At 46.8% G+C, this 21,710-nt stretch carries 17 protein-coding genes and 1 riboswitch; of the genes, 3 read left to right on the plus strand and 14 right to left on the minus strand.

Annotated elements, in window-relative coordinates; all coding sequences use genetic code 11:
* The first annotated feature begins 246 nt into the window (after positions 1-246).
* From AC58QT_RS22345 to AC58QT_RS22355, 3 genes are all read left to right on the plus strand, one after another.
* Positions 247-2,358 (plus strand): multicopper oxidase family protein, encoded by a 2,112-nt coding sequence (locus AC58QT_RS22345; protein WP_497410974.1) that lies wholly within the window; start codon positions 247-249, stop codon positions 2,356-2,358.
* A gap of 624 nt (positions 2,359-2,982) precedes the next feature.
* The gene (locus tag AC58QT_RS22350) at positions 2,983-3,099 is read left to right on the plus strand and encodes a multicopper oxidase domain-containing protein (RefSeq protein ID WP_497410975.1); all 117 of its coding nucleotides are present in this window, start codon (positions 2,983-2,985) and stop codon (positions 3,097-3,099) included.
* Between the two features lie 236 nt (positions 3,100-3,335).
* Positions 3,336-3,435: riboswitch (purine riboswitch) on the plus strand.
* 73 nt (positions 3,436-3,508) lie between these two features.
* Complete coding sequence (locus AC58QT_RS22355; protein ID WP_497410976.1) at positions 3,509-4,843, plus strand: 5'-deoxyadenosine deaminase; 1,335 nt, start codon at positions 3,509-3,511, stop codon at positions 4,841-4,843.
* A 311-nt stretch (positions 4,844-5,154) separates the two neighbouring features.
* Here the strand turns inward: AC58QT_RS22355 and AC58QT_RS22360 are convergent, their stop codons facing one another.
* The 14 genes from AC58QT_RS22360 to AC58QT_RS22425 all read right to left on the minus strand — a co-directional run bounded on the left by AC58QT_RS22360 (position 5,155) and on the right by AC58QT_RS22425 (position 21,704).
* Entirely contained in the window at positions 5,155-5,355 is a 201-nt protein-coding gene (locus AC58QT_RS22360; RefSeq protein WP_028555213.1) for a cold-shock protein, read from the minus strand.
* 169 nt (positions 5,356-5,524) lie between these two features.
* Entirely contained in the window at positions 5,525-5,743 is a 219-nt protein-coding gene (locus AC58QT_RS22365; RefSeq protein WP_497364851.1) for a helix-turn-helix domain-containing protein, read from the minus strand.
* 12 nt (positions 5,744-5,755) lie between these two features.
* Entirely contained in the window at positions 5,756-6,154 is a 399-nt protein-coding gene (locus AC58QT_RS22370; protein WP_497410977.1) for a pyrophosphohydrolase domain-containing protein, read from the minus strand.
* 80 nt (positions 6,155-6,234) lie between these two features.
* Positions 6,235-6,777: a C40 family peptidase gene (locus AC58QT_RS22375; RefSeq protein ID WP_497410978.1), complete on the minus strand. Its 543-nt coding sequence runs from the start codon at positions 6,775-6,777 to the stop codon at positions 6,235-6,237.
* 157 nt (positions 6,778-6,934) lie between these two features.
* The gene (locus AC58QT_RS22380; protein ID WP_497410979.1) at positions 6,935-8,131 is read right to left on the minus strand and encodes a response regulator; all 1,197 of its coding nucleotides are present in this window, start codon (positions 8,129-8,131) and stop codon (positions 6,935-6,937) included.
* Between the two features lie 6 nt (positions 8,132-8,137).
* Complete coding sequence (locus AC58QT_RS22385; protein WP_497410980.1) at positions 8,138-9,976, minus strand: sensor histidine kinase; 1,839 nt, start codon at positions 9,974-9,976, stop codon at positions 8,138-8,140.
* An 81-nt stretch (positions 9,977-10,057) separates the two neighbouring features.
* A complete protein-coding gene (locus tag AC58QT_RS22390; RefSeq protein WP_310500017.1) occupies positions 10,058-10,939 on the minus strand; it encodes a carbohydrate ABC transporter permease in 882 nt (293 codons plus the stop codon).
* 17 nt (positions 10,940-10,956) lie between these two features.
* Complete coding sequence (locus AC58QT_RS22395; RefSeq protein WP_310500016.1) at positions 10,957-11,847, minus strand: carbohydrate ABC transporter permease; 891 nt, start codon at positions 11,845-11,847, stop codon at positions 10,957-10,959.
* Positions 11,848-11,957: 110 nt separating this feature from the next.
* On the minus strand, positions 11,958-13,298 hold the full coding sequence (locus AC58QT_RS22400) for an extracellular solute-binding protein (RefSeq protein ID WP_397341012.1): 1,341 nt from the start codon (positions 13,296-13,298) through the stop codon (positions 11,958-11,960).
* Positions 13,299-13,550: 252 nt separating this feature from the next.
* Positions 13,551-15,851 (minus strand): DUF4962 domain-containing protein, encoded by a 2,301-nt coding sequence (locus AC58QT_RS22405; protein ID WP_497410981.1) that lies wholly within the window; start codon positions 15,849-15,851, stop codon positions 13,551-13,553.
* 70 nt (positions 15,852-15,921) lie between these two features.
* A complete protein-coding gene (locus AC58QT_RS22410; protein ID WP_497410982.1) occupies positions 15,922-17,970 on the minus strand; it encodes a heparinase II/III domain-containing protein in 2,049 nt (682 codons plus the stop codon).
* Complete coding sequence (locus tag AC58QT_RS22415) at positions 17,967-18,734, minus strand: SDR family NAD(P)-dependent oxidoreductase (RefSeq protein ID WP_497410983.1); 768 nt, start codon at positions 18,732-18,734, stop codon at positions 17,967-17,969. Before AC58QT_RS22415 ends, AC58QT_RS22410 begins: the two co-directional genes overlap by 4 nt.
* Before the next feature lie 73 nt (positions 18,735-18,807).
* Positions 18,808-20,667, minus strand: coding sequence for a cache domain-containing sensor histidine kinase (locus tag AC58QT_RS22420; RefSeq protein WP_497410984.1), 1,860 nt, complete (start codon positions 20,665-20,667; stop codon positions 18,808-18,810).
* Positions 20,667-21,704 (minus strand): response regulator, encoded by a 1,038-nt coding sequence (locus tag AC58QT_RS22425; RefSeq protein WP_310500010.1) that lies wholly within the window; start codon positions 21,702-21,704, stop codon positions 20,667-20,669. The genes AC58QT_RS22420 and AC58QT_RS22425 overlap by 1 nt, the downstream gene beginning before the upstream one ends.
* Between the last annotated feature and the right edge of the window lie 6 nt (positions 21,705-21,710).

Consider the following 21,710-nt stretch of genomic DNA (forward strand, 5'->3'; position numbering starts at 1 on the left):
CATTGTATAAGGTTCACTAACAAAAATGAAAACCCTTTACAATATGTGAATTCAGGTTCTATTTGTCGATTGAATTTATCATAACACACCACTTATGAAAACGCAAACTATTTCCAAACTTTACAAGTATAAAATCTAAAATGTGCTCCCCAACTTTAGTCTAGGATACCTCTTGGTCTCCAGACGGTTTGAGGCAGGAAGGAGGCGAACTATACTTGTTGTATAGAGTTTAGGAGGGTTTTGAGCATGTATAACGCAAGTATTCAAACGATATTAGCAGCAAGTGTTTTATTCGTCATTTTCACGTGGATCGGAGCCGTCAAAGCATCCCGATTATTGTACAGCGGCAGCTTAGAGAGGCTGCAACGCAAAACACGCAAACTGCTATTCTGGGCATGGTTTCCCATCCTTCCCGCAGGAGCAATCTCAGCTGCCATCGGCTGGTTGCAGATGAATATGGACCCGATTTTTTGGAAAGACCGCATCTTCTTGCAGGCTCCATTAGTCGTTGTTCCTCTCCTGAGCATATGGTTCGTGGCCGTTCCTAAGCTGTTGAAGCTTCGTTCACTTACCAAGCAAAGCTTGGCAGAGAGTGGAACCGCAATCGAACCTGCGATGTTTCATAGAGCTGCTAGTCTTGGCATCATTTTTCCTTATCAATTAACCGCGCTTAGCGCTGTAACTTCTCTGTATTTCTCTTTGGTACCGTCGGTTCCATTCCATTGGGTAGGGACCGCCATTCCTCTCGCTATCCTTGTTATCCTTGCAGCTGGACTGTGGTTGCGGCATGACCTTCGGTCCAAGCAAGTACGTAAAGCTGACAACTATCAAGCACCGCGCGTTTGGAGACGCATAGGCACCATGACGGGCGTGCTCATCGTGATCGCAGGAATTGGCTTTTATTTGTTTACTTTTGCTATGAATAAAAGTGTACTCCCAGCCGAGATTGACATGGCCAGCGGAACGCATGATTACGGCGGTGGAGCAGCTGGAGAGCACGCCCATCATGATATGACTGCAATGGCAGGCATGGTGTCTGTTACCGACCTGACAGGTCCTAAAGAGGGGACGCCAGATCGCCGTTTTACACTCACAGCACAAAAAACGACAACAACTCTCAGCTCCGGCAAAACCGTCGATGCTTGGACTTACAACGGGCAAATCCCAGGGCCTGAGCTTCGTATGAAGGAAGGCGAGCTCATCGAGGTCACATTAACGAACAAGGATATTGACGTTGGCGTTACGGCTCATTGGCATGGACTAGATGTACCCAACGCAGAAGATGGTGTTGCTGGTGCTACGCAAAATGCGGTAATGCCTGGTGAGACTTACACTTATCGCTTCCGCGCTGAGCAAGTAGGCAGTTTCTGGTACCATTCCCATCAAGATTCCCAAGAGGCGGTCAGCAAAGGACTTTTCGGAGCGTTAATCGTGGAACCGAAGGAAGCAGCACAAGTGAGCTCCACAACAGTTACTTCTACACAGCCGCTAAAAGATATTACCGTGCTGACTCATCGTTGGAAAGGCGCGATCGCGATCGGTGCCAACGATCAACTTGACCGTCAGTCCGTATCACCAGGGACACCTGTGCGCATGCGTCTCATTAACACGGATGACTGGGTAGATCAGGTCTATACATTAGTTGGAACGCCTTTTCAGGTGGCTGCGATTGATGGAACGGACTTAAATAAGCCAGATCTTTTAACGAATACGAATGTCATGGTCCCTACGGGTGGTCGCTATGATCTTACCTTCATCATGCCGGATCATCCGGTTTATTTAGATGTGCAAGGAAGTAAAAACGGCGGCATTCTGCTTTCTCCCGATGGCCAAGGGGAACTTCCTGTCCTCCCGCAAACGGTGAGATTTGATCCACTAATCTATGGTTCGCCTAAGGAAACGCCTTTTAACGCTGATAGTCAATTTGCGAGAGATTTTACACTCATTTTAGATAATAAACTCGGCTTCTTTAATGGTACTTTTAATTTCCTCTATACGTTGAACGGAAAAGTGTTCCCCGATGCCCCGATGTTCATGGTGAAAGAAGGGGATTTGGTCAAAACAACGATCATCAATCGCGGAAATGTTGAGCATCCGATGCATTTGCATGGCCATCATGTTCTTGTACTTTCTCGCAATGGTAAACCTTCCACAGGCAGTCCGTGGTGGTCAGATACACTTGATTTACAGCCAGGCGAGACGTATGAAATCGCGTTTATCGCAAATAATCCCGGTTTATGGATGGATCATTGCCACAATCTTACGCATGCTGCTGATGGGATGTCGATGCATTTGATGTATGAAGGGATTACGACGCCATTTTCCGTCGGAAGCGGCACTCAGAATCATCCAGAATAACCTGAGCATGGGGGAACTACACACATGAGATAAGATCTATTCGGGGCCACGGGATTTAGTTCCTTTGGCCCTCTTTTTTTAGTGTCTATCCCCACATATTGGAGCAGTCGATTGGATCCATAGCTTAGGATATAAACAGCTGCGTCACAGGCCTTTAGGTCTACTTATCCTCATCCTGCTAGATGAGGTTCTTGCCTTAATCAAAGCAGTCATCAGAATGGCAAGCGATGCAGATGAAACTGGCGCTGGAGCTAGTCTTGTTCGGCGTCCCCGCAGTGCCGACGCTGGCGTGCCTCGTTCGAAGTCACGCTGATGAATCCGGATGTTACAGATGTCGTAACGCTGCATCGGCCTAGATGGCACGAGCATTCATGGACCTGCAGACCTAGTAAGTAAAGATCTTCTCCTCGCAGCAGGAGGGCGTTATGATGTGATTTTCACAATACCTGAAGGAACTGTGCTTTTAGGACTAAAGACCGAGAAGACGAACGACAACTAAGCCGCCTTGCTAATGAGCCCAGATGGCAGAGAGGGTGAGGTAACTTCAGCGATACGTTCCGCGAGGGTGAGAGGTTTCAAATCTGCACGGACACCCTATGTTGGCGCTTAGTTACAACGGCCAGCTTGCAACCGGAAGTCCCGGGTGGGTGGGATACATTGAACGTTGCCGCAGGTGAGATTTACAAGGTTGCTTTTATCGCGGATAATCCTGGCCGCTGGTTGAACCATTGGGACAATTAGCAGCATGCCACAGCGGGGATGACCATCCATTAGATGTATGAGGGGATTACACAACACCATATTGGATAGGTAGCTACACGTGGAATCACCCGGAGTAGATTAATTTTCTTATCTAGCCACACAATTCGCACAATTGAAAGCTGTTTTTTCAAAAAAGAGGGAGGGCATGTCATATTAACTTACACACAGTTGACAAATACCGCTTTGCCATTTACTCTAAAAGAAGCAGGCACGACCTAATTGCATATGACTCCTTTCGTATAACCTTAATAATTGGATTAAGGGTCTCTACTTAGAAACCGTAAATTTCTAGCTACGAAAAATGTGCACTGTGAGCCAGGCATATTTTTCATGGCTAGTTTTTTTGTGCCTATATATTCATATATTAGGGAGTAGGAGGTTTCATACGATGACAACTATTTTAATTAAAGATGCACAAATTGTGACCATGAACCGCAACGGGGATATTATAACCGGTGATCTGTTGATCGAAAATGACCGCATTACCGCAATTGGACCAGACTTGAACCCACCACACGCAGACAAAATCATTAACGCTAAGAATCGCACGGTTATTCCGGGCTTTATTCAAACACATATTCATCTCTGCCAGACATTGTTTCGTGGAAAAGGGGACGATCTTGAGCTGATGGATTGGCTGAAAAGGCGGATTTGGCCCCTGGAAGCCTCGCATGACGAGGAGTCGATTTACTATTCGGCGATGCTCGGTATCGGTGAATTGATTCAAAGCGGGACAACAACGATCGTAGATATGGAGACTGTGCATCACACCGATTACGCTTTCCAAGCGATTGCAGAGAGCGGGATTCGCGCATTGTCTGGCAAGGTGATGATGGACAAAGGGGATGAAGTTCCTTTCGCCTTGCAGGAAAATACCACAGATTCCATTCAACAGAGTGTTGATTTGCTGGAAAAATGGCATGGTCACGACGACGGTCGCATCCAGTACGCGTTCTCGCCGCGTTTTGTCATTTCGTGTACGGAAGAGCTCCTGCGCGAGGTGCGCAGCTTGTCAGAACAGTACCAGGTGAAGGTGCATACGCACGCTTCTGAAAATCTGGGTGAAATCGAGATTGTGCAAGCCGAAACGGGCATGCGCAACGTTGTCTACCTCGATCATCTCGGTTTAGCGAATGAACGATTGATCTTAGCGCATTGCATCTGGCTAGACGAGCAAGAAAAGCGCATCATTCACGAGCGTGGCGTGCATGTCAGCCATTGTCCCGGCTCCAACCTGAAGCTGGCTTCAGGGATCGCCGAGACGCCTGAGATGCTCAAGCTGGACATCTCTGTCAGCTTAGGAGCTGATGGAGCGCCGTGCAACAACAATCTCGATATGTTCAACGAGATGCGGCTCGCTGCGCTCATCCAGAAGCCCGTGCACGGCCCGACGGCAATGAATGCGCAAACGGTGTTCCGCATGGCGACCATCGGCGGCGCTCGCGCCGTGGGCATGGCTGATGAGATCGGTTCGCTCGAAGTCGGCAAGAAAGCCGACTTGGCGATCCTCGATCTCAACAACTTCCACACGTATCCGTCCTACGACGTGGATCCGATCTCGCGCATCGTCTATTCGGCGACGCGTGCTGATGTCGAAACGACCATAATTAATGGTCGCATCGTCATGGAAAACCGCATCATGCGGACGGTTGATAAAGACATCGTCCTACCCGAGGCCAACCGCTCGATTCAGCGGTTGTTGAAGAGGGCGAACCTGCGCTAGCCGCAACCCGTGCCGCAAAGTCAGAATTAAAAAAAGATGCGATTACGCATCTTTTTTTACTATATACATCGCCATCTACTAGGAAAGATGCAAATATGCATCTTTCTCCACCTTACTCATCCTTTTTATGGAATATCGAGAAGAAAAGATGTATTTTCGCAGCAATTCTTCGATAAACGACCTATTCCACCTAAAAAAGATGTATTTTTGCAGTCCTCTACTCATAGCGCGATGCTTAAAAATAGGCAAAGAAAGACCCTTAACTAAAGTTAAGGGTCTTTCTAGAGAATGCTATATTTGCAAGCTGAAGCTTACAGTTTTACAACGTTCTCAGCTTGTGGTCCGCGGTTGCCTTGAACTACGTTGAACTCAACGCGTTGGCCTTCGTCCAAAGATTTGAAACCTTCGCCAGTGATTGCGGAGAAATGTACGAATACATCGTTTCCACCTTCAACTTCGATAAATCCAAATCCTTTTTCTGCGTTAAACCATTTAACTGTTCCTACTGCCATGGGTAATACCTCCAAAGTTTTATTAACATGTCTTTTTTCTTGTTTCGAACAAAAAAATTACACATTGGAAAAGGTTTCATTTACTTAAATGATAACCCTTTGCAATACGCAATTCAGGTTTTCCCTTTAAGACTATTAATACTGTACCACACAATATTAGCTATTGCAATTATACCTGAGAGGGATTTATTGCTAAAGCTACAAAGGCTTCTCTATCTTCAATTTTAAGCGCCACAGCTAGTGCTAATGCGACATCTTTCGACGGTACGATTCGACCATTTTCGATTGAATTCAGAATAGAATAGCTGATTCCTGCTTTCTCTCCAAGCTTGCGTAAAGTGAGATTTTGCTGTTGCCGCAACTCTTTGAGCCGAATATGGAAGGCCACGATCGCCTCACCTCAACTTTCTTTATTTTTTTGTCTATGAATTTCAGTTCTAATTTTGTCGAATGGGTCTTCCCATGCTGGCGGCTTGATGGTTTTGCCCATTTCATTCTTGTGAACTTTGCCATCGGGCCATACCTTGGACATGTTCGCATGCTGGACGATATCAAAGATCGGTCCGGGCTCAACACCCATTTCCACCAATGTGCCTAAAACGAAATACAATTCGTCGATCATCGCATCGACTTCGTCTTCTAATGTAGCTGCTTCTTCAAATTCATTCAGTTCTTCCTGCATCCACGCCAAACGCGCGGCTTTACGCTGAGCGGACAGGCGCTGCGGTGATGCGCCCACCGGATGCTCAAACGTCTCATGAAACTTCTTAACAGCCTCGAAGGCTAGCTTTAATGTCATAGTATAGCAGCTCCCTTAACCTAATAATAGTTTTCTACTATATACCATTAGGAGGGAGTTGTGGTCAATATGTCTGAGATTTATTTAAAATGACGCCCCATAATAAAACGATCTTTCCAGTAACCAGAAGTCATGGAACGAATAACGACACCTGAGCTTGTTGTATTAGAGATAAATTGCCCATTACCGATGTAGATACCTACATGATTAATCTTCCCTGGCGTCGATACACTGAACATCACAAGGTCGCCTTTGCTTAAGCTTGTCTTCTTCGAGACCTTGGTTCCCAGCTTCGCTTGCGCCACAGAGCCCCATGGAAGCTTGATGCCATGCTTGCTAAAAACAAGTTGCGTATACGCAGAACAGTCTAAGATTAGACGGCTAGTATTTCTAGTACCATATCGGTAAGTCACATCTCCGATGTACGACTTCGCTGTACGTACAATGCTATCTGCACGGGACGTGCTCGTTGCCGTTGCTGTCGCAGTAGCTACTACCCCATTCGTGGTCGACGTGGCTGCAGAAGCCGCCTGAGGGCTTAACAACGCAGTTCCTGCGACTAGCAAAGAAAGACTTAGACCTAAGACAGATTGTTGAAGGCGGTTCTTTTTCACAAAAATCATGATTGATTTCCTCCTTTGGTAATAAATACGAGTTTGTTGGACCTGCTACTACCATAGCACATACCAAACACCCTAATATTTAACAGAAAAGGAGGAAAGTCACGTCACGCCTCATTGTAGGTACTATTCTGAGAATTCCATGAGAATTTACTAAGACTCAATCTCTTGACACCAATGAATCCGCTTTATCACCAGTATGTTCCTGCCGAAACTCCGACGGGGTCACGCCATATCTCTTCTTAAACACCTGGGAGAAATGCCTCATATCTTGGTAACCCACACGCTCAGCGACGTCAGCCAACTTCAACTTCGGATTCATCAACAGCTGCTTCGCTTGCTCCAAACGCAGGTTAATCACGAATTCTTTAAATCCCTGGCCCGTTTTTTGCTTAAACAGCTGACTAAAGTATACTGGGTTCAAATACACAATGGATGCCACTTTCTCTAGGGAAAGGTCCTCTTGATAGTGCGTGCGCATGTATTGAATAGCCACTTCAACGGAACGATCACTGCCGCTTGCATGATGCTCATAGACCTGTGTCGTGGATGCCTGACGCATCTGTTGGACCTCCGCAGGTACCGCTTGGAAATGCTCAATTCGTTCCGTGCTCATGATCTGGAAGGGTACTTTTAAATATTTAATGAGATGACTGCGCAGCTCCTCAATAAGCTGTGCCGTACTCGTTCCTTCAGGCGGAGTGACGAGCCCTAGTAGGCTTTTACTATCATGAACCGTTACGAAACCTTTACCGTAGCGTTCAATCAGCTCCAATAGGACGTTTTCGATAATGAAATTCTCTAAAAAAACGGCCTTATCGGTTTCCATTTTGACCATAATAAGATAAAAATAAGGATGCTGCTCCACAAAGGGTCCCATGTCGATACGCCCCGTATCTAAACCTTGCACCCAACGCTGAAAAACAGCTTCCTGCAAAAACTTGCGATTCGTCTTAAGCAGCTCCGCTTCCTCGATCAGTTCAGTTTCATGGGCGATTTCCTCGCTCAGCTTCCTTATCATTTCAATCAGTACTTCTTTGCCGATCGGTTTCAGCAAATAATCTTTCGCACCTAGTCGTACAGCTTCTTGGGCATAGGAAAACTCCGAATAGGCGGAAATCACCACCCACTTCACATGTGGATGGCGACTGCGGGACATATTCATTAACTCTAGACCTGTCATCCCTGGCATCAAAATGTCCGTAAGTACGATATGAATGGTATGACTGCGAAGAATATTGATCGCTTGCTCCGCATTCGATGCCAGATGAACGCTGTGCTCTGGGAAACGATTCTGTATGGTGCGTTGAATGCCCTGCAGAATAATGGTTTCGTCATCCACGATTAGAATATCCATGGTCTGTTATACCCCCTTACGAGGCAGAGGCATCGCAATGATAACCGTTGTCCCTACCTCTAGTTTACTTTGTATCCGGAGTCCATAGGCTTCTCCGAAGAGTAGCACAATACGTCGATGCACATTGGTCAGACCAATACCTCTTCGCGTCATCTTGCTCCCCAAATCAAGCTTCGTTTCACCAACTCTTTCCTCCGCTCGATACGCATACGAATCCCCAATAATTCGTGAATCTTCTTCTAGCCGCTCCTGCATTTGGTGAAGGAGATCCGCTTCGATCCCCACGCCATTATCAGAGATAATAATATGCAATTCTTGCTCATGCACCTTCGCGTATACCCGAAGCACACCGAGCTCTCGCAATGGTTCAAGCCCATACTTGACCGCATTCTCGATGATAGGCTGCAGCGTCATCTTAGGCAGCACGACATCCAGCCATTCAGAGTCAATGTCAATCTCCGTACTCACCCTGCCCTCCAAGCGGTTCTCAATGATCGTCATATAATGACGCATTTGATCCAGCTCTTGCTGCAGCGTTGTTTTGGACGCTTCCTGCCAATCACTGCTGTACCGGAACATATGAGACAATGCCAGAATGACTCTGCCTAAGCGATCATTCTCGCGCTCGTCGAGCATCCAATAGATCATATCCAAGGTGTTGTAGAGGAAATGAGGGTTTACTTGGGACTGCAATGCCTGTAGTTCAGCATTTTTTTCACTCATGGAAGCAAGTGTAATCCGTTCAATGAGTTCATCCATCCGATTTACCATGCGATTGAAGGATGATACCAGGGAATTAATTTCTTCAAACGATTTGACCGTCACAGAACCCTTAAAATTCCCCATCTCCACTTGCTTCATCTCACGGATCAACAGCTTTAGTGGGGACGCGATATTCTGCGAAATCAGGCTCGCTAAGGCCGTAGAAAGGATGATAAGGACAACGATGACGACGTATAAGTATTCCCTCGTTTTGACGACTTCTGCATTGATGTCTTCTTTTGGCGTTAACCCAAATACGGTCCAATCTGACATTTTGGCTTTCGCCGCTACAATTAGCTGATCTGTGCGATCATCGATAATAATGTCGTTTTGCTGCGGGCGTGGCAGCCCACTAAACGATGGATACAGCGCTTTATCCTCGGCTGTCGTAGCGATCATACGATTCTCTTGATCTACGATGTAGACGCGAGAATTAGGACTTATTGTCACGTTGGAGAGCGCGGCAAGGATTGGCTGCGGATTGGTCTCGATCAACATAACGCCAATAACCCGATGATCAGTGAGGTCGTAGAGCTTCCTGCCAAATACGAAGAGCGGATCACGTTGAAATTTGTTGATCACTGAGCCCTGAACAAGCCCTAACCAGACCATCTCCCCTGTCGATTCTTGCAACTTCTGGTACCAGTCCGTGCTCGAATAATTCATATCGATGACGGTATTAAAGCCCCGTTCGTAGTTATAGTTTTTACCTGCATTCGTAATAACATGAATGCCGATGATATCGTCACGCGAATAGTAAATCGCTCCCAAAATATTGGTGATGGTACGCTCATTCAGGATGCTAGCTGTCACATCAGGATTGATATCACGATCTTGGATTAAGCGAAGCATTTCATAGTTGCTATTCAATGATTTTGTAATGCTATCATAGCCCTGTAAGAGCAAATCAAATAAACCTACTGTTTGTGAAATATTTTTCTGCGCCAAATCATTGATCTTGCTATGTATAATTTGCGTTGTCTTCTGATAGTACAGCACACTAACAAGCAGCACGAGCACGAGCATGGAAGAAATAAATAGCAAGAATAACCGATTATGAATGGAATTATGGCCCCGTTTCACGCTTGCGTGGTCCCCTTTCGACAGGCGGTATTTGCTATTTTAGCATAGTCTCGGCACAAATAGAAAAAGAGAGGGGTGAAGTTAACCCTTCACCGCTCCCGCTACCATACCTTTTGTAATTTTGTCCGCTAATAAGAAGTACACGATAATAACCGGCAACGCACCTAATACGAGGAATGCGCCAATGGCACCATAGTTAACGGAATACTGACTCACAAAGCTGTTAACCCCGAAAGGAAGTGTCTTAAGGCGCTCGGACGAGATAAACGTTGCTGCGAGGATGTATTCGTTCCAGATGTTGATAAAGGTTAGAATACACACCGTCATCATTGGGGGAACCGAAATCGGAAGAATGACCCCCGTGAATATTTTGAAAATCCCTGCGCCATCCACAACAGCTGACTCTTCAATCTCTGCCGGGATAGATCTCATAAAGCCGCTGAGGATAAAGACCGCAACTGGCGTTTGGAAAGCAATGTACGGCAATATGATGGACAGATGTGTGTTCAGGATGCTTAGATTTTTGAAAATGAGCATCAGCGGCAGCAATGTCGCTTGCATCGGAACCATCATCCCGATAAGGAAAATGACCATGACGAGTGGACCATATTTCCATTTAAATCGTGTAATAGCAAAAGCCGTTAAGGAACTCAAGAACAAAACACTGACCATTGTAATTAAAGTAACGAAAAGGCTGTTCTTCAAGTACTGGAAGTAATGCCCCGCTTTAACTGCATTCGAGAAGTTACTCCATTGCAGCACATGCGGCAGTGCGAAAAACCGACCAGATAAGATTTCCTCATTCGTCTTGAGTGAATAGATGAACAGCCAAAGCAATGGATATACTTGTGTCACCACAAGTAAGGATAGGAATATGATAACAATCACTTTCAGGATAGAGAAGCTTTTGCGTCTCCGAATAATGGCAGGTTTAGCCGCAGCTGCATCCCTGGCGTTTAGCATGGTGACACTTCCCTTCCTCAGGTATATTTTTTCTCTAGTTTATTAAAGATGGAGTTAATAATAACTGTTGCAACAAGACATAAAACAACCAAGAAAGCTGCAATTGCACTTCCGTAACCATATTTCAAGGATAAGAAGGAATTATTGTACATCAAGGTAGAAATGACATCTGTTGCATGAGCTGGGCCGCCGCCTGTCATGACCATAATCATGTCAAACGCTTGTAGGGACCCGATAAAAGCAAGGACAATCGATATTTTGAAAATCGGAATATTCATAGGGAAAGTGATATACCAGTCGGCTTTAAGGCCTTCTGCTCCATCGAGACGCGCAGCCTCATAAATATCAGCCGGAATGTTCTGAATACCGGTAAATTGAATTAATGTGTGATAACCCAAGTACTGCCATAGGGCAACAAAATAGAGAGAGTACATAGCGATTTTCGGATCTGTTAACCACGATCTAGACCAGCTATGTAGGTTAAGTAAATCTAGAACTTGATTGAGCATACCGCCCATAGACGCCGGATTGTAAATAGTTTTCCATAATTGTCCAACAATAACAACTGACAAAATAACAGGTAAAAAGTAAGCAGAAACAAGGAAATTCGGTTTTTTGATAAAACGATTTAGCAGAATAGCTACACCCAATGCAATTGGGATTTCACACATGGAAAATACAGCAAACATCAATGTGCGTTTGACAGATGGCCAAAATAAAGGATCATGGAACAACATCGTACGGAAATTCTCTAAACCGATGAATTTCGATGCGCCAATCCCATTCCACTCCAGTAATCCACTGTACATAGACACAAGGATAGGTACAAACACAAGACCTACATAAATCAACAAACAGGGCAGTACAAACATGGCAATCGTCCACTTGGAGACTCTTAACACATTCACTTGGCTCGCCTCCTTCATGGGGATATACCCATGGGGAATTTACCTTGAGCACCTTGGAGGCACTCGAGATAAATTCCCTTTTGGGCTATTACTTTAGTATTGGATCGAACTTATTTTTTGTTTGTGTCGTAAGCTGTTTGGTGCTCTTTCGCTACCGCTGCAGCATCTACTTTTTGTACGAAAAGGTTTTGAATGCTGGATAAGTGACCTTGAGCTGTACCTGGGTTCATTGTGTTATCGAACGCTAGGTCGCCGCCTTTAACTTTTTTGAACAGTCCAAGAACGTCCATTGCCATGTCGGAGTAACCAGCTGCTTTGAAGTCGCCGTCAACTTTTTGTGCAAGACCTACAGCACCTTTAACTGCAAAAGCTTCTTTAGGGAAGTTCAACATGAAATAGTTCAAGAAATCTTTTGTTTCTTTCAAGTTCTTGCTGTTTGCAGATACTGCAAATGCGGAACCTGGAGCTAACATGAACTCATCTGGGTTACCTTTACCTTTAACTGTAGGGAATTGGAATACGCCAACTTTACCGTTAACGGAAGAAGTTTCGATACCGCCAGTTGCCCAGCTACCCATGTAGTACATCGCAGCTTTACCTGTTTTGAACAAGTTTTCACCAGCGTTGTAGTCGAAGGATGTTGCACCCTCTTGGAATGCACCAGCTTGGATCAAATCTTGGAAAGAGCTAACAGCGTCTGTAAATGCTGGGTCATTAAATGTTTTCTTACCATCAACAACAGCTTGTAAGAATCCAGGACCACCGTTGGTGCGAAGCAAGACGTTCATGAACAAGAAGGAACCCGTCCAGGAATCTTTTTCACCGATCGCCATTGGCTGAATGCCTTTGGATTTCAAGATTTTCACGTCCGCAACCATTTCTTCGAATGTTTTTGGAACGTCAGCGATACCTGCTTGTTTGAACAAATCTTTGTTGTAGTAAACAACACCGATGTTGTTACCGTCTGGCAATGCGTAGATATTGTTTTTGAAGCTGTACCAGTTAAGGATACCTTCTTGGAAGGTTGCTTTTAGTCCGTTTTGTTCAACCATGTCATTCAATGGAGCGAATAGGCCCGCATCAACGAAAGGTTGCATTTGAGCAGCTGGGTTCACGACAGTGATATCAGGAACTTCTTTGGATGCTGCTTGAGTTTTCAATTTAAGTTTTTGTTGATCCGTGTTCAAGGAATCAAGCTCGATCTTAATATTTGGATTTTTAGCTTGGTAGTCGGCTACGATTTTCTTCAACATACCATTTTTCGGATCCGTAGGATCCGGATATATGTTTTGGAACGTGATAGTAATGTTCTTGCCCGTTGCTGGCGTCGCTGAAGCTCCTGCTGCTGGTGATGCAGTGCTCTTGCTATCTCCACCTGAACCACACGCTGTTAAACTAATGGCTAGTGCGCTTGCCGCAATGACTTGTAGTGACTTATACTTTTTCACCAATGTAAATCCCCCTCGTTTGAGTGAATGTCTTTATGCTCCTATTATGCCGTTTTATTGGCACCCCTTACAATGCGTGAACTTTAGGTATCATGTTTGATTTCTATAGATTTATCTACTCCAATAACTTTCCCATTGGGCCTTTTTTTTATGAGCTAATCCATCCTGCGATCCATCTGACAGGTAAAAATGACACAAAAAGCGATCCCTTGTCGGCTCGCGCTGACTTGGAATCGCTTGGTCGGAATGCTTATGTTAATAGGCCTTTGGTACTTCTACGCGGTTCGTAATTCCATCTTCCGTGAAATAAATATGAACGTCAAAGCCTTGATCATCCATAAAGTACGACACGTATTTCGGTTCGCCATGCTTGATTGGCACAAGAAGCGTCGCGATACGGTGGGTTCGGGCTGACTTCGTAGTTGCTTTTAAATGATAATGCGGCGGTAACCCTTCAATCTCGGATTGATCGATGTCAGTGAAGCTTTGATGCTGTGACAACTCTAACTCGCCTGATGAGCTGTAGACAAAACGACCGTCCATATCCGCTTTGCGGCCTTGGACCTTGAACGTTTGTCCATTGAGCTTCATCTCATACAACGTTTGGAACAGCCAGTCAACGGTGCCCGCTTGTGCGAGATCAATATGGTCTACAACCACAACGTACGTACCGAAGAAATAAAGCTCACGCACATATCGTTCCAGGTATGGCACATATTCTTGGTATGCCGCGGTTGCGTTCGCACGAGAATAACCGTACCCTTTCCGTTGTTCGGCAACCTCAATGAATCCATTAGCCGCCATATTCAGCACTTTGTTCTTCTCCGCATATTGGCCTAGACCGTCAATCAAAATGTTATTGGTCGAACGTGTCTGCCTGCGCCAGTTCATATGCATCGTGGAGCTAAAAGCTACGTAGTAGCCGCTCTCAATGGCTAACGGCTCACCATAAGCATGCAGCAAGAAGCCGTTCTGGTCACCATGACTATGGCTGACAGAACCATACTTGCTGCTCTTCGTAAGAAGCATAATGTGCCGTTCTGGGTCTGCCATATTGGAATGGAAGGCAACCCAATCGATATCGCGGAACCATTTTACGGATTGAATATTCGCATCTGTAGGTGCAATTGCCTCAACTTGCGGGTAATCGTGGCGGTACACCATTTCATCGAAGCGGAAATCCCACCAACCGTAGTTGTAGAACTTCATCTCCGAATCTGTATCGGTCTCGCGAACACGCTCGAAATACCATTGGTACAAACCGTTTCCTGTTACGCCCGCAAATTGACGGATGTTGAAGCCTGTTTTCAAACTGACAGGATCCCCCAACGTGGATTGATCACCGAAACTTGCCCGCAACGTGTCTGGACTAAACGCATATAGCGGGAAATCACCTGTTTTAGCGAAAAATGGTCGTTTGTAGAAATTAATGCCCGTATATTTCTTCAATAGATTCATCGCTTCTGTGACGAAGGCCATGCCTGTCGTCCAATACATCGGACCTTCCGCCCAGCCACCGTCCGGTCCTCCCCAAGGGGAGTATAGACCTGCGTAGTACTCAAGGGTGTAGTCCAGCCACTCCTGAACCTCCGGCTCTTCCTGCAAGAGTACGATACAGCAAGGGACAAGTACACTGGACAAGGAACGCACAGCGTGACTGTCATAAGGCACATGATGGATTTTGGAATGCTCGATGACATGCTGAGCGATTTGACGTGTACGTTCGAGAAGAACGTGTCGAATATGCTTACGTTCATCTTCGGACAGCTGGTCGTAAAGCCAATCATAACCCCATGCGATAGCTCCAGCCATACGGAAGGAAGCCTCATCGTTATAATCGCGGCTTGTTGTGCCTTTAATGTCCCACTGACAGATGTGGAGCAGCCAAGTTTTGGCGCGATTCAATAAGGATGTGTCGTTCAAAAGCTGACCGGCTACTGCTAAATGACGCACTGCATAAAGCACTTCTTGCGTATCCATGTACATTTGACGCCATAATTTGGCGACGCGTTTATTTCCTGGGTAATGAAGTGGTTCTGCGATGAGATCTCTTTCCATCCAAGGCCTAACGGATTTCTCGAAGAAAATATCAAAATCACAATACGATCGATCCGTCTCTAATGCGGAGCGAAAGGCGTCTACCTCGGAAGCTTGGAGCCATAATCTTGGATGCTGAGAAGATACTTCTTCATATCGCTTAGCTCTGCTTGGCAGCGGCGTTTCTGGCAAATCTGCCGGCACATCAAAGCGGCGAGTACAGCTCCATGCGGTTTGCTCTCCATTGTCTTCGAGTAACGCGTAGCGCCAGTAATACGTGCCAGCCTCAAGCGCGGCATCTGGTGTATATAAATTATAGGGAATTGGTTGAATGGTTTGTGTTGATGTCGGCGAGAAATCCTCCGATTGCGCAATCTGCAGCACATAACGATCATGCTCCAATTGTGCTGGGATCCATGTGAAGCGCGGCGGGTTTTCCAGCAACACCGTCTTCTCATTCGGCTCGTATTGTACGGTTAACACACCGCTCTGCGGTTCGTAAAGTGGAGATAATGTCATGGGATTTTCCCCTCCAGGCTATCTTTATAGATGAAAGTGAACAAGTGTGAAAATAAGATGGAATAACAAATTAGAGAATTTGTAATCCGTTATCTGTTCGTAGCTGAATGCGGACAGCCGTACCGGACTGATCAGGCACGGTAATACTGATTTCATTAGTAGCCAATTGCGAAAGCTGAACAGCACTTCCCGCGCGATAGACGTGAATAAAATCTGCCTTACGGTCATTCCGGCGATGAAGCATCGCCGTAAGCGAGCGGCTAGGATCAATTGCATCACCTGGCGTCTGCACGGCCACGATCTCGTCACCAGCTTGAACAAGCGCCGTATGGGAAATAATAGCGTCTGTTTCATTGAGCTTGTAAGCAACCTGCAAATGACCAGCGTCATCACTTGCTGTAACAAATTGTCCGGTGATCGGTAGTTGCTGCTCCTTGATCGTTGTAACGTCCCCTGCTTTCTCAGTGATAAACAGCTGATAAGCTGCTTCAGGACTAAGCGGTTGCTGTAGGCCATCAATGGCTACTACAGGATGCATCCACCATTCGATCGCTTGTGGTTGTTCCCCAGCAAGCTCAACTTGGAACCAGTCCAACATCCAATCTTCTGTTAGCAAAAGATGTCGATTCATCGTACAGCCTTCGTAGCCTTCTGTCGATTGCATCCACGCATATACCGAAGAATCTGTCGCTTCGTAATGCTTCAGGCGCCCTTCATGCGGCGCTTGTGAATGGCCTGCCAGCGAAACCGTGTTGTGGCTGGATGTCTCGGCGAACCACGATCTGCGCATGGACGAGCCGTAAGGCACCATCCCGAGATCGGGGGTTAGGGTTTGATCTTGGTGCATCAACGTCAGATGCAGCTTGTCGTAGTGGCCGTGGGAACCGCCGTGCTCGCCGAAATCGGCGAGGAACGAAAGCGGATTCCCCGCGATGCGGCCGATGACGAAGCCGGCATCCGGCCAGAGCCGCGAGCTGCGCGGCTCTGGCTGAGCGGCGCGGTCAGCGCCTCCGCCATAGAGCAGCGCTTCCAGCTGCTCGTTCCCGGCAGCGCCTAGCTGCCGGTACGCTTCGCGCAGCACCGGCGCGAGGCCCGCGATGCCGTAGATCGTGAGCCCCTGCTCCGCGATCTCGGCGATTTCGCGGGCGTAAGGGCCCCGCGCAAGCGGCCCGTCATGCAGGGCCGGCAACGCGCCCTGGTCGTCGGCCAAATCGGCCAACGCTTCGAGCATGCCGCGCATGGATTGCCCCTCTGCGCCAGTCGTGGCGTAGAGATCAATTCCGAAGCGCTGCGCCATCTCGGCAGCGATCAGATAAGCACGAAGCACGAATACGTGGTAATACGTGCTTCCTTCGAATTCGAATTGATCGGCTTTCACGCCGATGGAAAGATGATGAATGAAGCCGCCTTGGCCTTCGATAAGGGCTTCAAGCAGCGCCTTCTCGCCTCGAGCCGCGTACACGCAAGACAAGGACGCATTCAGCCAAGCCGTATAATTGTTCTCCGCATTGTTCCGTTCATGGATCAAAATATGCCGGTACTCCTCCATACTGCCCGCCAGCAATCCCAAAAAGACGTCAATCGCCTCTTGTTCCTTGCCATCAAAGGTAATACCTTCATCACGAAGCAGTAAGTAGGTACGAATCAACGTGGTAGACCAGATCGCCTCGGTTAGCGCTTGATGGAACGCGCGTCCTTTCAGCATCCAGCTCTGTGCTTCTGGATGCACGGGATAGAGCGGAAACTGCTCCGCATATTCGACAAGCAAGCGCTTGCTGATCTGCGCATAGGAAACGTCACCCAGAGCCGCGTAAACAGCGGCCGACTGCAACGCCACACGCGCCAAGGATTGGTGCTTAAACACGAGCCACGCACCGCGGTAGGCATCACCTGTGATCACACAGCCGTGTGGGCACAGGAATTCTGTAGCATCCACATCGACTTCATCGAACATCAGTTCGGTATGGTGATGTGGACAAACATACTGGTGCCACCAACCACCAGGTTCTTTAGGAACGATCAGGCTGCCTGCTTGCTGCAGCCTGTCGATTTCTTCTTGCAGCCTTTGGGCGGTTGGACCCGCCCATGTCTTTGCGCGTAATGGCATGGTAGTCATCATCGCATCATCATCCCGCCGTTGATTTCGATCGTTTCACCTGTTACATAACTAGCAAGGTTGGAAGCCAAGTAAAGGACAGCGCCTGCTACATCATCTGGTGTACCTTCGCGTTGCAATGGAATACCGTTAATTGTTGCTTGGCGCGCAGCATCCGTTGTGAATGTCGCGTGGAACATCGTGTTGCCGATGAAACCAGGTGAAACGTTGTTCACGGTAATGCCGCTAGCTGCAACTTCTTTTGCCAAACCTTTAGAGAAAGTAAGAACTGCTGCTTTGCTTGCTGCATATACACTTCCGCCAGGTCCGCCACCGTTATGAGCAGCTACGGATGTCATGTTAATGATGCGGCCATAGCCTTTTTCTTTCATACCGCCAAGAACTCGTTTGGACACGAATACCGTGCTTTTCAAGTTGACATCCATGATGCGGTCATACATTTCCTCGGACATATCTACATTCGGAACGCGTTGTACAAGGTGACCTGCGTTATTCACAAGAATATCGATCGTTCCACCAAGCGCTTGCTCCACTTCGCTTACAAGTCTGTCGATTTGCTCTATATTAGTTACATCAGCTTGAACTAGGACAGCTTCCCCGCCTAATGCTTGAATCTCTTCAACAACGGCTTGCCCTTGAGCGACATTATTCAAACAGTTAACGGCAACTTTAGCGCCATTACTAGCCAAAGCTAGTGCAATCGCACGTCCAATCCCTGCATTCGATCCTGTTACAAGTGCAATTTTCCCCGTTAAGTTGATGTTCATTGTTTTATCCTCCCATGGATATAAATCTATATTTTTTATTTGATCGCTGCTTATGCAGCGTAACTACCTGTCATTAAGAGTTCCGCAGCCGAGGCCGCACTGTCTCTGGCATCGTCATCGTGACACAAGTGCCGCGTCCCCACTCGCTGTCAACAGACAGCCCGTAGGCTTCGCCGAACACCATTTGAATCCGTCGATGAACGTTCATCAGACCAATACCACCACCACGCTTAACCCCGGAGCTCGTTTCTTCTGGCTCTGCCAGCCGGTTCTCCTGTAGTTTCCTACGCAACTCAGCCAGTCTTTCGGGCATCATGCCCGTTCCATTGTCCTCAACGAACACCTGGAACAAGCCATCCCCTTTGCGGGCATCAATTCGAATGCTATGCCGCTCTTCCACACCATCAGGAAACGCATGCTGGAAAATATTTTCAATCAACGGCTGTAACGTCAAACGGACCAGTTTCTCAAGCAGCAGGCTCGGAGGGATCGCGACATCAATCTCAAATTCCCGCTCCGTACGATGCTGCAAAATAATCATATAGTTCCGTACGTGATTCAGCTCATTGGCAACTGTGATTTCTTCCAGATTGGTTTGGACCGAATAGCGCAGCATGAAGGCCATCGCTTCCACCATTTCCGTGATTTCATTAGAATCTTGTACAATGGCATAACAGTTGATCGTTTCCAGCGTGTTATATAAGAAGTGCGGGTTAATTTGCAACTGCAGGGCTTGAAATTCAGCCCTCTGACGCTCGAGCTTGGTTTCACCCAACTCTAACGCGTTCTTCTGCTGCTCTAACTCGGCCTCATACACGCGCTCGATCATATCTGATAAGCGCGTCACCATCAGGTTATAGCTGTGAATCAATCCACCCATTTCATCTGTTCGGCCTGCGTCTTCAATATACTGCCAGTTCCCTTTCTCCGTTTCCCTCATGCTGTCTTTGAGATCCCGGATCGGCCTAACAATAGAGCGACCAAAGCGGAAAGCCAGCCATAGGGCTGCTGCCAATGTGATCAGACCGACAATAATTGTCGTAGTCCGAATGGTGTTAGCAGGGCGGCGAAGTTCCTTTACTGGCATAGAAGCAACAAGATTCCAATCGTAGTAACCTGATTTACGAGATACAAACATACGTTCCTCTTCATTGTATTTGGACAAAAATGTCTGATTACCACTCGTAAGTACTTGAGAAGCTAGTTCGTCATTCGATTTACGACCACTCATCGAACGTGGATAAATGTAATTGCCCGCATTGTCTAATATGAAGAAAAAGCCATCTTTGCCCAAACTCACACGATCCCAAGTTTTCGCTAACTCATCTAACTTAATTTCAAAAGCGAGGACGCCGCGATTCTCATCCTTGTAAGATGGGCCCCTTACTTTGCGAGCCATCGTGACTACGGAGCCCTCATCTGCTGAGCGGATACTCATGTTGAGCAGCGCGATTTTGCCATCAACAGGTGTCAGCCTCATTAAATTCTCAAATTTCTCTTGTACGAGAACAGGGTCAAAGTTGAAGAATAGGTTCTGATTTTCATAAACGACAGAACGACCATGCTGACCCGTCACATAAATCATATTAAGCTGTTTGTACAGCGTAACAATGGACTCCATGGATGCGAAAGCAAATTTCTTAATTTTGTCCGAATACTCATAATACTCATACGCATCGTCAGGTTTAATTTCCATAAACGCTCTCACGTCGGAGTTTGTCGAAAAGGCATTGCTGAGCAGCTCATATGCCTGTAAGTAGCTATCCGTTTGGTAGTTCGCACTATCGACCATCTGCTCCATATATTGCTTCACTTGGTCATCCAGCGCCCGCGAAGACTGCACATAGGAAACAGCGCCTACAGACATCAGCGATAGAACGATGACGATAAGAAAATACGCATAAATTTGACGTGACAGCGACTTTCTCTTCATTATCTAATCCCCATTCGCTGACGGTATTCCGAGGGTAGACAGCCTTCATACTTTTTGAACGTTTTCGTAAAGTGCGGATGATCCGCATATCCAACCTCACCGGAAATGTCAGTAATACGCCAATGCGGTTGCTGCAGCAGCTTTTTTGCTTTCTCCATGCGTCGTCTTGTGCGATATTGCACGAAAGTTTCTTGCGTATTTTGTTTAAACAATTGGCTAAAGTAAGAAGGATTCAGTCCAATAAATTCAGCTACTTCCTCTAAGGAAACCTCCTCAGCGAGATGCTTCTCCATGTACTGCTTGGCTTCTTCGACAGGGTCCTTCTGTTTACCTTTACGCTTGCTCTTCAGCTCTTGCAGCAGTCCTTTTACGGACATCTCAAACCAACGCCACACATCTTCTTCATGAAGAGAAGCAGAGATCTTCAGTTCCTCTTGAATCACATACACATCGCGTACGGTTAACCGCCCATGAACAAGCGTATAGATCTCCTGCACAATATCACTGATGCGATTCAGTTTTAGTTTATACGTATTCAGCTCGGATTGAATCTCCGATAGAATGCGTTCCAGCTCTTCTTGCTGCAGCATCCATACCGCTTGCTCCAACCGGGTAGCCCAGCTCTCCAGCTTGGTAACGGCGACAAAGGATTCTGAACTCACCTTGCTTTTGTTCAAAATGAGCTTCTCTAGCACTTGTTGAAATTTCTTGATATTGACCGGCTTTAGCAAGTATTCTTTCACGCCATAGGACAAGCACTTCTGCGCATATTCGAAATCCCCATAGCCCGAAATGACCACCACTTGAATGTCGGCATCCATCTGAGCAATCTGCGCACACAGCTCCAGACCATCCATTTTCGGCATGCGTATGTCTGTAAAAAGGAAATCAGGTCGTTCCTCTTGAATCCGCTGCATTGCGACAACACCATTCTCAGCTGTTCGTAAGCTTTCAATGGGCAGCTCCGATTGTTCCACAAGCTTCTGTAATCCTCTGCGTATCATCGGTTCGTCATCGACAATGAGTATGCGGTACATGAGAAA

The sequence above is a fragment of the Paenibacillus sp. J31R109 genome (genome assembly GCF_059692055.1).

Excerpts from the sequence above, each read along its gene's own strand:
- AC58QT_RS22420 (WP_497410984.1), bottom strand. The coding sequence starts at position 20,667 with ATGAAGAGAAAGTCGCTGTCACGTCAAATTTATGCGTATTTTCTTATC.
- AC58QT_RS22415 (WP_497410983.1), bottom strand. The coding sequence starts at position 18,734 with ATGAACATCAACTTAACGGGGAAAATTGCACTTGTAACAGGATCGAAT.
- AC58QT_RS22370 (WP_497410977.1), bottom strand. The coding sequence starts at position 6,154 with ATGACATTAAAGCTAGCCTTCGAGGCTGTTAAGAAGTTTCATGAGACG.
- AC58QT_RS22405 (WP_497410981.1), bottom strand. The coding sequence starts at position 15,851 with ATGACATTATCTCCACTTTACGAACCGCAGAGCGGTGTGTTAACCGTA.
- AC58QT_RS22380 (WP_497410979.1), bottom strand. The coding sequence starts at position 8,131 with ATGGATATTCTAATCGTGGATGACGAAACCATTATTCTGCAGGGCATT.
- AC58QT_RS22390 (WP_310500017.1), bottom strand. The coding sequence starts at position 10,939 with ATGCTAAACGCCAGGGATGCAGCTGCGGCTAAACCTGCCATTATTCGG.
- AC58QT_RS22425 (WP_310500010.1), bottom strand. The coding sequence starts at position 21,704 with ATGTACCGCATACTCATTGTCGATGACGAACCGATGATACGCAGAGGA.
- AC58QT_RS22345 (WP_497410974.1), top strand. The coding sequence starts at position 247 with ATGTATAACGCAAGTATTCAAACGATATTAGCAGCAAGTGTTTTATTC.
- AC58QT_RS22355 (WP_497410976.1), top strand. The coding sequence starts at position 3,509 with ATGACAACTATTTTAATTAAAGATGCACAAATTGTGACCATGAACCGC.
- AC58QT_RS22410 (WP_497410982.1), bottom strand. The coding sequence starts at position 17,970 with ATGATGACTACCATGCCATTACGCGCAAAGACATGGGCGGGTCCAACC.
- AC58QT_RS22360 (WP_028555213.1), bottom strand. The coding sequence starts at position 5,355 with ATGGCAGTAGGAACAGTTAAATGGTTTAACGCAGAAAAAGGATTTGGA.
- AC58QT_RS22375 (WP_497410978.1), bottom strand. The coding sequence starts at position 6,777 with ATGATTTTTGTGAAAAAGAACCGCCTTCAACAATCTGTCTTAGGTCTA.